Annotated in this window: 12 protein-coding genes, 1 riboswitch and 1 other annotated feature; of the genes, 1 reads left to right on the top strand and 11 read right to left on the bottom strand. The window is 53.3% G+C overall.

Annotated elements, in window-relative coordinates; all coding sequences use genetic code 11:
- Positions 1-250: 250 nt before the first annotated feature.
- From hisE to ACLUYS_RS05870, 11 genes are all read right to left on the bottom strand, one after another.
- Positions 251-580, bottom strand: coding sequence for a phosphoribosyl-ATP diphosphatase (gene hisE / locus ACLUYS_RS05920; protein ID WP_230267451.1), 330 nt, complete (start codon positions 578-580; stop codon positions 251-253).
- Positions 570-923: a phosphoribosyl-AMP cyclohydrolase gene (hisI, locus tag ACLUYS_RS05915; protein WP_230267453.1), complete on the bottom strand. Its 354-nt coding sequence runs from the start codon at positions 921-923 to the stop codon at positions 570-572. The genes hisE and hisI overlap by 11 nt, the downstream gene beginning before the upstream one ends.
- A complete protein-coding gene (gene hisF / locus ACLUYS_RS05910) occupies positions 920-1,675 on the bottom strand; it encodes an imidazole glycerol phosphate synthase subunit HisF (RefSeq protein ID WP_230267455.1) in 756 nt (251 codons plus the stop codon). The genes hisI and hisF overlap by 4 nt, the downstream gene beginning before the upstream one ends.
- Complete coding sequence (gene hisA / locus ACLUYS_RS05905) at positions 1,669-2,406, bottom strand: 1-(5-phosphoribosyl)-5-[(5-phosphoribosylamino)methylideneamino]imidazole-4-carboxamide isomerase (protein ID WP_230267457.1); 738 nt, start codon at positions 2,404-2,406, stop codon at positions 1,669-1,671. The genes hisF and hisA overlap by 7 nt, the downstream gene beginning before the upstream one ends.
- Positions 2,403-3,047, bottom strand: coding sequence for an imidazole glycerol phosphate synthase subunit HisH (hisH, locus tag ACLUYS_RS05900; RefSeq protein ID WP_230267459.1), 645 nt, complete (start codon positions 3,045-3,047; stop codon positions 2,403-2,405). The genes hisA and hisH overlap by 4 nt, the downstream gene beginning before the upstream one ends.
- Positions 3,044-3,622 (bottom strand): imidazoleglycerol-phosphate dehydratase HisB, encoded by a 579-nt coding sequence (hisB, locus tag ACLUYS_RS05895; RefSeq protein WP_230267460.1) that lies wholly within the window; start codon positions 3,620-3,622, stop codon positions 3,044-3,046. Before hisB ends, hisH begins: the two co-directional genes overlap by 4 nt.
- The gene (locus ACLUYS_RS05890; protein ID WP_412659369.1) at positions 3,615-4,709 is read right to left on the bottom strand and encodes a pyridoxal phosphate-dependent aminotransferase; all 1,095 of its coding nucleotides are present in this window, start codon (positions 4,707-4,709) and stop codon (positions 3,615-3,617) included. Before ACLUYS_RS05890 ends, hisB begins: the two co-directional genes overlap by 8 nt.
- Positions 4,710-4,712: 3 nt before the next feature.
- Complete coding sequence (hisD, locus tag ACLUYS_RS05885; protein ID WP_288339730.1) at positions 4,713-6,038, bottom strand: histidinol dehydrogenase; 1,326 nt, start codon at positions 6,036-6,038, stop codon at positions 4,713-4,715.
- Positions 6,031-6,666, bottom strand: coding sequence for an ATP phosphoribosyltransferase (gene hisG / locus ACLUYS_RS05880; RefSeq protein ID WP_230267463.1), 636 nt, complete (start codon positions 6,664-6,666; stop codon positions 6,031-6,033). Before hisG ends, hisD begins: the two co-directional genes overlap by 8 nt.
- On the bottom strand, positions 6,663-7,787 hold the full coding sequence (locus tag ACLUYS_RS05875; protein ID WP_412659368.1) for an ATP phosphoribosyltransferase regulatory subunit: 1,125 nt from the start codon (positions 7,785-7,787) through the stop codon (positions 6,663-6,665). Before ACLUYS_RS05875 ends, hisG begins: the two co-directional genes overlap by 4 nt.
- 165 nt (positions 7,788-7,952) lie before the next feature.
- Positions 7,953-8,174, bottom strand: a binding site (T-box leader).
- Positions 8,175-8,613: 439 nt separating this feature from the next.
- Positions 8,614-8,720, bottom strand: a riboswitch (TPP riboswitch).
- A gap of 318 nt (positions 8,721-9,038) precedes the next feature.
- The gene (locus ACLUYS_RS05870) at positions 9,039-10,961 is read right to left on the bottom strand and encodes an aconitate hydratase (RefSeq protein WP_288339709.1); all 1,923 of its coding nucleotides are present in this window, start codon (positions 10,959-10,961) and stop codon (positions 9,039-9,041) included.
- A gap of 157 nt (positions 10,962-11,118) precedes the next feature.
- Here ACLUYS_RS05870 and ACLUYS_RS05865 point away from each other — a divergent pair.
- Positions 11,119-12,045: citrate/2-methylcitrate synthase (locus tag ACLUYS_RS05865; protein WP_412659367.1), on the top strand; the 927-nt coding region annotated here is incomplete at its 3' end.

The following is a 12,045-nucleotide window of genomic DNA, read 5'->3' as shown; positions in this document are numbered from 1 at the left end:
CCAGTTTACTGTCTGGTGTCAAAACTTATCCTGTGAAATTCTTATCAATTTTGAAAGATTGTCTGTACCGCTTTTTCCGGCAGCCTGCAAGGCAGGCCGGTATCGTGAAAAAAGCGCATTTCCCGGGGAAACGCGCAGGATTTCAGAGAGGAGTCTTGCTCTCTGTACAGACGAGATGAAATCGGGCACTTTTGTACGGCTTCCGATTCTAGATTATTTCTTGTCTGGAATAGATAGTCTAACTGGATGCCTAGTAGTTTTCAACCGGGCGGCGTTCGGCTTTCAGATTGTGCTTTTTAAGCGAACGCTTCGCGAGTTCGGCTTCGACTTCATGCCAGCTGACATCCTTCTGTGCCATCAGCACGCAAAGATGATACAGCAGGTCGCCCATTTCGCCGATCAGATGTTCCTTGTCCTGACTGAGCGAGGCGATAATGACTTCCGTGCACTCCTCGCCGACTTTTTTGAGAATCTTTTCTTCGCCTTTTCCAAAAAGATACGCCGTATACGAGCCTTCTTCCGGATTGGCTTTGCGATCCATGACGGTTTCGTACAGTTCCTGCATTTCGTTATTCTTCATGCTCTTTCTCCTCAAAGCTTTCCAGCTTGCGATAAAAACAAGTGCGATTGCCCGTATGACAGGCAGGACCGGTACTTTCTACCTGAACGAGCAGCGTATCCCCGTCGCAGTCCTTGTACATCGACTGAACGATCTGGAAATTGCCGGACGTTTCGCCTTTGATCCAGAGCGCATTGCGGCTTCTGGACCAGAAGGTTGCTTTTTTCGTTTCCAGCGTCTTTTCCAGCGCTTCTTCATTCATCCAGGCGACCATTAAAACGGTGCCATCTTTGGCGTCCTGCACAACGGCCGGGATGAGTCCGCCGCCTTTTTCAAAATCGAGATCGAAATCCTTGCCCGTCATCGAACCGCAATCCCCTTTCCTTTCAAATAGTCTTTAACATCCGTTACGCTCAGCTCATCGTAGTGAAAAAGCGACGCAGCCAGGGCAGCATCCGCGGCGTCTTCTTCAAAGACTGTCGCAAAATCTTCGAGCTTGCCGCAGCCGCCCGAAGCGATCAGCGGCACGCTGACGGCCTTTCGAACGGCTTTGCACAAATCGAGGTCAAAGCCCTGCTTTGTGCCGTCCGCATCCATGCTCGTCAGAAGAATTTCTCCGGCGCCAAGACGCACGCCTTCTCGAATCCATTCGATCGCGTCGCGTCCGGTATCGATCCGGCCGCCGGCTTTGTAGCAGTGCCAGGAACCGTCGGGCTGCCGCTTGGCATCGACCGCCAGCACAATACAGCTCGAACCGTACATGTGCGCGGCCTGTTCGATCAGTTCGGGATGATCGAGCGCGGCGGAATTCAGAGACACTTTGTCCGCGCCGTGATTGAGCAGATCACGGATCTGTTCGATCGAGGAAATGCCCCCGCCTACGGTCAGCGGAATAAAAACCTGTTCAGCCACGCGGGCTACGGTTTCGACCATCGTCTTGCGGCCCTGCCAGGTGGCTGTAATGTCGAGAAAGACGAGCTCATCCGCACGCTGGTCGTTATACTTTCTGGCCAGCTCCACCGGATCCCCGACTTCCTGAATGCCTTCAAAATGAACGCCCTTGACGACTTTGCCATCGCGTACGTCCAGACAGGGAATGATTCGTTTCACTAACATGACGCATCCTCCCCCACGCCTTTTCCGGCCGCAATCGCCTCTTTTAAGGAGAGCGATCCGGAATAAATCGCCTTGCCGGCGATGGCGCCATACAGATTCTGCTTTGCAAGACGCTCAATATCGCTCAGCTGACTGACGCCGCCGGAAGCGACCAGCTGACAGTCTGTAAAGGAAGAAAGATGCTCCATCAGATCAAAGGAAGGGCCCATGAGCATGCCGTCCTTGCGGATATCCGTAACGATCAAAGTTTGAACACCAGCCTCTTCCATCTGTTTTACGGCGTCATCGAGTTCGATGCCGCCATCTTCGAGCCAGCCGGCGACCATGACCCGGCCGTCTCTTGCATCAAGCGAGACGGCGATCCGATCGCCGTACTCTTCACAAAGGTCCTTGACCATCTGCAAATCTTCCAGAGCCGCTGTGCCCAGAATGATGCGGTGCATGCCATGATCGAGGTAGCGTTTCGCATCGGCTTTTGTTCGGATGCCGCCGCCCACTTCCGCTGGAATATGGAGTGCGTTTGCGGCTTTTAAAATGAGTTCATCGTTGACGGGATGACCTGCTCTGGCGCCGTCCAGATCGACGAGATGAATAAACTCGGCGCCGTCGTTTTCAAACGAAGCGGCGGTGCTCAGCACATCGGCAGCGACCTGACTGGCCTGATTGTAGTCGCCCTGACGCAGGCGAACCGGCTTGCCGCCGAGAATGTCAATGGCTGGAAAAATAATCATGCGCCAAACTCCTTTCCAAACCATTCCAGAATACGCAGTCCCGTCGTTCCGGATTTTTCCGGATGAAACTGGCAGCCCAGAACGTTGTCTTTCCATACGATGGCCGGAACCGTATACGGTCCATAGCTGCAGTACGCCGCCAGCTCGGACGGATTCCAGTCCATACCCGCGTAGCTGTGGTCGAAATATACGTACGGATCGGCTTCGATTTCTTTCGCGATTGGAAAATTCGAAGCGCAGTACAGACGGTTCCAGCCGATTTGCGGAACCGGCAGCGTAATCGCTGTTCCGTCTTCATGAAATTCAATCGGCTCCATGGCTTTCACGCTTCCCTGCAGAAGGCCAAGACCTTCGTGTTCGCCAAATTCAAACGAACGCTCGTACAGAGCCTGCATGCCCAGACAAATGCCGAGCAGCGGGATGCGATCTTCTTTGACTTTTTTCAGAAGCCATGTATACAGGCCGTTTTTGTGCAGAGCGCCGATCATGTCTTCAAACGCGCCGACCCCGGGCAAAATGAGCTTGGAGCAGTCTTCGAGCTCCGCTGGCGAAGAACCGATTTTCGTCTCCAGACCCAGATGGCTGCAGGCGGACGTCACGGAATGGAGGTTGCCCATTCCATAATCAATAATTCCAATCATTCCAGCACCCCTTTCGTCGACGGCAGACGGTCGCTTTCAATCCGGATGGCCTGACGGATCGCCCGGCCCAGTCCTTTAAAAATGGCTTCGATCTGGTGGTGATCGTTTTTGCCATACACGTGGACATGCAGCGTCAGCCCCGCGTTAAAGGCGAAGGCGCGCAGAAATTCTTCAATCATTTCCGTGGAAAAGCCGTTGATCGATTCCCGGTGAAACTGTACGTCCAGTACAAGATACGGGCGTCCGGAAAAATCGAGATCGACCTGCGCAAGACTTTCGTCCATCGGCAGGCGGCAGTTTCCGTAGCGGGCAATGCCGCGCTTGTCGCCCAGGGCATTTCGAACGAGGCTTCCTAATAAAATCCCGGTATCCTCGATCAGATGATGGTCGTCCACATCGACATCGCCGTCCGCTTTCAGACGCAGATCCATGCCGGAATGAAAGGCGAACAGCTCAAGCATGTGGTTAAAAAAGCCGATGGGCGTCGCAATGGAGGCTTCGCCTGTTCCATCGAGATCGAGCGCGATCTCGATCTGGGTTTCTTTTGTAACACGGCGATCATTCGATTTACGCATGCTCTTCTCCTTTGGAAAATTCGAAATTTTCGCTCTTCGAAAGTTCTGAATGGTTTGCGTTTCTGTCATTAAAGGCTTTAAGAATGGCTAAAACCTGGTCGTTTTCTTCGGGCAGGCCGATCGTAATGCGGATGCGCTCCTTATTGCCGTACGTACGAACGGTAATGCCAGCCTCTTCAAACGCCTGTTCGAGCGCTTCAATCGATTTTGGATCGTCCTTTGGACGCAGCGCATAAAAATTGGCGTGAAATTCGCCCGCTTCCAGAGAGGAGAGGGCTTTGAGTTCGTCCTGAATGCGGTTCGACTCGTCGACGATGACGTTCAGATAGTCTTCCATGATTTCCGGATGGGCCAGAACAGCACGTGCGGCGAGCTGATCAAGCGTCGAAATCGAATAGACGATTTTATACAAAGCCAGCTTCTCGAGCAGCTGCGGCGAAGCGCTCAGATAGCCCAGCCGAATTCCCGCGGCACCCCAGGCTTTGGAAAGCGTCTGCGTGACGATCAGATTGTCATGTTTTTCAATCCGATTCAGAGCCGACTGATCACAGAAGTTCATATACGCTTCATCCGCAGCCAGAACAATCGGATCGAGCATAGTCGCCAGCCGGTCAATTTCCTCGCGGGTTAACAGATGCCCGGTCGGATTGTTCGGGTTGGAAAGCAGGACAAGTCCTGCATTGTGGTCTTTAGCGAAGCGGACAAAATCGTCGAGATCAAACGAACCGTCCCACGCGGTATCATACAGACACGTATCGGACTGGATGCAGCCGGCGTAAAAGCGGTACATGCCAAAGTCCGGATTGAGCATGACCAGCGTTTTTCCATCCCGGCAAAGCGTGGTAATCATCAGCTGCAGCAGCGCGTCGCTGCCGTTACCCACGACAATTTCTTCCGGCTTCAGACCGGTCTGCTTCCCGATGGCCTTGCGCAGTTCGATGGCGTCGTCATCGGGATAGCGGTTAAGCGCGCTCTCCTGAAGCAGCGCGTGAAACGTATCGAGGATGCGGGAATCCCAGGGTCTGGACGATTCGTTGGCATTGAGCAGGACGCCCTGGTGGCTGTGCGCTTCATAGGTATAGCCCATGGCTTACTCCCCTTCCTCGCGCTCGATCTCATCCTGGTTTTCGGACGCGTCGTGCAGGCGGATGCGCACCGCGTTGGCGTGCGCTTCGAGATCTTCCTCCTGCGCCATGCGAATGATCTTGTGTCCATTCTTTTGAAGGGCCTGATCGGAGTAATACATATAAGAAGATTTTTTGGTAAACGCGTCGACGCCTAAAGCGGAAGAGAAGCGGGCTGTGCCGCTGGTCGGCAGAACGTGGTTGGTGCCGCCGAAGTAGTCGCCGATGCTTTCGCACGTCGTATAGCCGAGGAAGACGCTGCCGGCGTTTTTAACGAGCGGCAAATAGTCGATCGCGTTTTCCACCTGAAGTTCGAGGTGTTCCGGTGCGATTTCGTTGGAAATTTCAATGGCTTCATCCATCGTATCGGTCAGAATGGCGGTTCCAAAAGAAGCCAGGGACTGTTCAATAATTTCTTTTTTCGGCAGAACGTCCGTCTGTTCGCGCAGCGCCTGATTGACCGCTTCGATGAGCGGTTCGCTGGTGGTGACCAGAATCGAGGATGCCATCGGGTCGTGTTCCGCCTGGGAAAGCAGATCGGAAGCGACATGATCCGGATTGGCGTTTTCGTCCGCAACGACGAGAATTTCACTGGGTCCGGCGATCATGTCGATATCGACTTTTCCAAAAACCAGCTTTTTCGCTGCAGCGACGTACATATTTCCAGGGCCGGTAATTTTATCGACCGGCGCGATCGTTTCTGTACCATACGCCAGTGCGGCGACCGCCTGCGCGCCGCCGGCTTTGATAATTTCGGTGACGCCCGCAATTTTCGCCGCGGCCGCCAGGTTGGGTGAAATTTTTCCGTCTTTTCCCGGAGGCGTCGTCATGACAATGCGGCGAACGCCGGCCACTTTGGCCGGAATCGCGTTCATTAATACGGAAGAAGGATACTGCGCCCGACCCCCGGGGACGTAAATGCCGACCGCATCGAGCGGCAGCACCCGCCAGCCGAGGTATACACCGTCTTCTTTTTCCAGAGACTGCGGCGTCTGCACCTGCGTTTCGTGGTAAGCCAGAATGTTCTGGGCGGCTTCCTGCATGGCCGCGACAAATTGCGGATCGGCTTTGGCCGCCTGCTCTTCGAGCTCTTCATTAGAAACGATAGGATCGTCCAGATCGATGCGATCAAACTGAAGGGTCAGATCGTGGAGCGCCTGATTTTTGCCGGAACGGACTTTTTCAATGATGGAACTGGTCTTCACCAGCATGTCCGGCGAAATTTCATACGCACGGCTCTGAAGGTAGGCTTTCAGTTCAGCCCGGTCGTCTTTTCCAATGGTTTTAAGCATTTTCACTCACCGCTTTCTGCAGATCCAGAAGGACCTGTTCAATTTCCTTTTTCTTCAGCTTCCAGCTGGCTTTGTTCACAATGACCCGCGCGGAAATCTCGCAGACTGTATCGAGTACCTGCAGGCCGTTGGCTTTCAGGGTGCTGCCGGTTTCCATGATGTCGACGATGCCGTCCACCAGACCGATCAGCGGCGAAAGTTCTACCGACCCGTCGATCTTGATGATTTCCACGTCCATGTTGCGTTTCAGAAAGTATTCTCGGGCGACGTGCGGGTATTTCGTACCGATGCGCACGCGTCCTTTTTTGGTAAACAGATCCGAATCGGGCAGCGCCGCGACAATGAAGCGGCACTTGCCGGTGTTCAGATCCAGCATTTCGTAATAGTCCGCCGGGTTTTCGAGAAGCGTATCCTTGCCGACGACGCCCAGATCGGCGGCGCCGTGCTCGACGTACGTAATGCAGTCGTTGGATTTCACGAGCACGTAGCGAATGTCGTGTACCGTATCGGGCAAAATCAGCGCCCGTCCTTTGTTGCGAACTTTTTCGGTTCCGTAGCCGGCTTCTTCGAGCATCGTCAGCGTTTTGTCTTCGAGCCGGCCTTTGGTCAGCGCAATCGTCAGACTCATGGGCGTACCTCCATTCGGGTTTCAATGTCTTCCAGGCCTTCTTCTTCCAGCAGGCAAACGGCGAAATTTTTGCGGATGCGCGCCGCCTCCGCAAAGGCTTCTCTGGCTTTGTGCGGCGGATAGGCCAGCACGATTTTGCGGCGCTCTTCCTGATCCGGAAGGAGAGCCACTAACGGATTGATTTTAAAGGCGAATCCGATGGAGGGCATCGAATTTCCAAAAGCGCTCATCAGATTGTCATAACGGCCGCCGGAAAGCACCGCGTTCGAAGCGCCGGGAACGAACGCTTCAAAAATGATGCCGGTGTAGTAGTTGAGATGCGGCAGCTTGCCCAGATCAAAGCCGATCATGTCGCCGTAGCCGGCTTCTTCCAGAAAACGACCAGTCGCTTCGAGCTCTTCGAGAACGGCTACAGTCGACGGATCGAAGGCGAGTGCCTTGGCTTTTTCAAGGGTTTCAAACCCGCCGTCGAGCAGCGGAAGGTGCAGGAAATAGCGCCGTATGTTCTGGTCGAGATGCTTTTCATCGAGAAAGTTCTGCAGTTCGACCATCGACTTCTTATCACTCAGATCCGCGAGCGTCGCAATATCGTCTTCGTCATCAAAAACCAGACGGGCCGCGTCGGAAAGCAGACGCGCATCCGACATTTCCAGACGCCAGTCTTTCAGACCGTACGACTGCAGCGCCTTGAGCGATTCCAGCGCGCAGATCAGAACCTGCAGATCGTCGGTGCTGCCGATCAGTTCGACGCCGCAGTCAAGAGTCTGAATGGCTTTTCCGGTATAGGCTTTGCGCAGTTTCCACACATCGCTCAAATAGGACAGACGCAGCGGATGAGCCGCGTTTTTCAGGGCGGTCGCGGCGATGCGGGCGATCGGAATGGTCATGTCCATTCGGAGCGTGACAATATCCTGGTTTTCGTCGAACAGCTTGACCATCTGCCGGTCTTCGAGATTGGAAAACGCCTGATTGTACGTCTGGTAGTATTCCATCGCCGGCGTGCTGACTTCTTCAAAGCCAAAGGCATCAAAGACATCGAGAATCTGCGAACATAAGGCTTTTTGCTTGCGCACATCGCGCGAGAGCGCGTCTCGACATCCAAACGGGGTTCTCAGTTCCATGACAAATCCTTTCCGGAATGGATCTAAAGATCCATCCCTTTGTTCTGATCGTTTACGGGTTTACGCCATTCCTGGCGTTTCTGGCTTAAATTTCTGACTGTCCAGACGGTTTTGAATTTTTCAAATCCGTCAAAATCCAGCCGTAGAAACAAAAAAACTTTCACCCCAAAGGACGAAAGTATCGTGATCCCACCTTTTTTTACGTTCTCCTCGCGAAGAACGCCTCTGCAACTGAAAAGACAGTCTGTCCTTTAACGGAGACATCCGGGATCCCATTTCCTGAATCCGGCTCCGGGCTGTGATTCCATCCTGTCTCTGTCTTCCTTTCACCGTACGGAAGCTCTCTGCTCAGTTCAAAGATGTACTGGTGCCCTTCTGCGCCTTTGTGAATTTATTCCAGATTTTATAAATCGCCCTGTGCGGTGTCAACTTTCCCTCCCGCAGTTTACAAAGGTTTTCCGGCGAATGTTTCATTTTCTTACATTTTTCAGACGCTTTGTGCGTTCTTCAAAGACGTTTTGACCGCTGTGTCTTCACTTTCCATCCAAAAAGAAAAGAAGTTCCCAGGCTGAGAACTTCCTGCTCGAACAAATCGATTCTCCCTCAGGCAAAGACGCTTTCCCTTTGCCCTTCTGGCCGCTTTCTTTTAAAGGCAGTAAAAATATGCGCAAAGTCTGTCTTCAGTGCGATCCGGCCGCACGAAAGCAGCAGAAGCGGGGACAGGCTATCGATTTCTCGTTTTATTTCTCTCTTTCGCGTGTGCGAAAGCCGGGTGTACGCCTCCTTTCTGCATGAAAAAACGGAAACAGCGCCTTCGGCTGTCTCCGCGATTATTTCTGCAGAATTCCCTCCGTTGGCATTATCCAAATCAGGTTAGCGGTCGGAGCGCCCAGCTCCCTCTCAGCTCATTTGTGAGCTCCCGTGCTGTTCTCGTTTTCTTTATTGTAGGCTCTATGTGAAAAAAGGAAAGGCTTTGCGTACCATACAGCCTTTCCCGAGCGGCGGTCGCCGTTCTAAGCGCTTTCTCTGACAGTGCAGCAGACATCATAATCCGTACGTCTCAAATCATGCCCTCCGCAAAGCGGATCGGACAGGATAAAGAATCGATACCACAGAAAAGCCGTGAAGGCAAAATCCGGACAGACGGAAAACCGAAAAATCGAGCGATTGGGCGATGGCTTGTCCAGCCCAGAAAAAAAACGCGCCGGATGAACGTCCGACGCATTTTTTCTGAGCTTTGCAGAGTCTTCTTTATTTCTGCTGGGAGCGGATATAGTTCAGCGTGCCGCCCACATAGAGCGTAGGCAGATCTTCCAGTCCAAACTGACTGTTGAGAACATACGTATGGCCTTTGGTCTGGTTGATGACGCGAAGTCCCTGTTCTGGGTCGAGGTCGTGCAGATTTTCGAACGTGAGCACGTCCATCTCGTCGATATCGTCATAGTCTTCCGGATTCTGGAAGGTGAGCGGAAGAATGCCGAAGTTGATGAGGTTGGCCAGGTGAATTCGCGCAAACGATTTGGCCAGAACCGCCTTGATGCCCAGATACATCGGGGCGAGCGCCGCATGTTCGCGGCTGCTTCCCTGTCCATAGTTTTCGCCGGCTACGATAATACCGCCGTTATTGGCTTTGCAGATTTTGTCGAAGCCTTCCTTATTGTTGCGGAACACGAAAGTCGACAGCTTTTCGATATTTGAACGATACGGCAGCACTTCCGCACCGGCTGGAGCGATGTGGTCGGTCGTAATGTTGTCTTCGAGCTTGATGACGACTTTCTTTTCGAACGCATCCGGCAGCGGATCGTTGATCGGAAGCGGCTTAATGTTGGGGCCGCGTACAATTTCCACGTCTTCCGGATGCTCGCTTGGCGCAAGAATCATGGAATCGTCGATATAAACGGGTTCACTAAAATCGCTGTCCGGATAGTCGATCGCGCGCGGATCGGCGAACACGCCGGCAATCGCGCTGGCCGCGGCGGTTTCGGGCGAAACGAGGTAAACGCCCGCTGAGTTCGTTCCGGAACGGCCGTAGAAGTTGCGGTTGAACGTACGCAAAGAGACGCCTTCGCTTTTTGGAGACTGGCCCATGCCGATGCAGGGACCGCACGTGCATTCGAGGATGCGCGCGCCGGCTTTGACAAACGTCTGAAGCGCACCGTTTTCCATCAGCTTAATGAGAACCTGACGGCTGCCCGGCGAAACGACGAGTGAAACGTTTGACGCAATCGTTTTGCCTTCAAGAATGGCAGCAGCTTTCATCAGATCTTCAAAACCAGAGTTGGTGCAGGAGCCGATAGCGACCTGATCGACTTTCTTTCCGGCAAGCTCTTCGATGGATTTGACCGCGTCCGGAGAATTTGGACAGGCGGCAGCCGGAACCAGCGTGGACAGGTCGATGATTTCGACGTCGTCATAAACGGCGCCTTCGTCAGCTTTCAGTTCGATCCAGTCTTCTTCCCGGTTCTGTCGCTTCAGAAATTCGCGGGTACGTTCATCCGAAGGGAAAATGGATGTCGTTGCGCCGAGTTCCGCGCCCATGTTCGTAATGGTCGCGCGCTGGTAAACCGAAAGCGAATTTACGCCGTCTCCGGTATATTCAAACACTTTGCCTACACCGCCCTTCACGCTGCGGCGGCGCAGAAGTTCAAGAATGATGTCCTTGGCCGAAACGCCATGGGGAAGCTTTCCCGTCAGGCGCACTTCAACGACTTTTGGATAGGCAATCGTATAAGGCAGACCCGCCATCGCCTTGGCAACATCGAGGCCGCCGGCGCCCATCGCAAAGCTGGCCATGGCCCCGGCCGTCGGGGTGTGGGAATCCGAACCGATCAGCGTCTTGCCCGGACGGGCAAACCGTTCGAGATGTACCTGATGGCAGATGCCGTTGCCGGGTCTGGAAAACAGAACGCCGTGCTTAGCGGCTACAGACTGCAGATAGGCATGGTCATCCGCGTTCATGAAACCGGACTGGAGCGTGTTGTGATCGACATACGAAACGGAAAGTTCCGTCTGCACCTGATCTACGCCCATGGCTTCGAGCTGAATGTAGGCCATCGTGCCGGTTGCATCCTGGGTGAGGGTCTGATCAATGCGCAGATCCGCGGGTGTGCCCGGGGTATGGGCATCGTTGAGTACGTGTGAATCGAGAATTTTTTGAGTCAGAGTCTTCTTCATAGTCGTCCCTTCCATTTTTTCTTCTAATGATATCAAATCGGTTGTAAACGGAAGTTTTTTCTTTCTGAAAAACCCGATTTCCCGTTTTCAATGTTTGAAATGTGTTTCACTTTGTTATACTGACTCAAACATTGAGCGAAGAAAGGGGTCTTTTTTTATGAGCACTTCTCTGAAAGCAGTTTATCGCGACTGTCTGCCGGACAATTCGATCGAGCCGGATCTGTATTCCATTTATCACGTGAAGCAGGGGCTGCGAAATGAAAACGGCACCGGCGTCAAAGTCGGCCTGACCCGCATCTGCGATGTCATCGGCTACGAGATGGTCAAAAACCATAAGCGCCCGATCGACGGCGAGCTGATTTACCGCGGCTACTCCATTAAGGATCTGGTCGCCATGGAAAAGCTCGATTCAAAAATCCGCGGCTACGAAACCGCCGCTTTTCTTCTCATTTTCGGAAAGCTGCCCAGCCCGGCGGAACTCGGAGAATTTCAGTACGCGATCAAGCATCACTTTTCGAGCAGTCTCGTTTTTGAAACGTTCCGGACCAAGGATCTGCTTAACGCCATGCAGATCGAAGTTCTCAAACTGTACGGCCTCGATCACAACCCCGATACCGATACGCTGGAGGACCGCATGATGAAGGGACTTTGCATTCTTTCTTCTCTGCCTCTTTTCGTGTTCTCGGTCTACTCGCATAAGAAAATTTCTTCCTATCCCCTTCCCGCCGCCGGCTTTGCGGAAAACGTGCTCTGGATGGCCAGAGACAATCAGCCCTACACGAAGCAGGAAGCCAGAGTGCTGGACGTTTTGATGATGCTGCACGCGGATCATGGCGGCGGCAACAACTCCACCTTCGCGGATGTCGTCATTTCTTCCACCGGTACCGACATTTACTCGTGCATTTCCGCGGCCATCGGCTCGCTCAAGGGACCGAAGCATGGCGGTGCCGCCGGCAAAGTCGGCGCACAGACGCAGATGCTTCTGAAAAAGCTGAACAAGGATTCGAGCGATGAAGACGTGCTTCAGCTTTGCGAAGACATTCTCGATAAAAAAGAAGGCGACGGTTCGGGTCTGATTTACGGC

Source organism: Allobaculum sp., assembly GCF_047010065.1.
GTDB lineage: Bacteria > Bacillota_I > Bacilli_A > Erysipelotrichales > Erysipelotrichaceae > Allobaculum > Allobaculum fili.
Note: the sequence above shows the minus strand (reverse complement) of the source record. Positions and strands in the feature narration are given on the sequence as shown.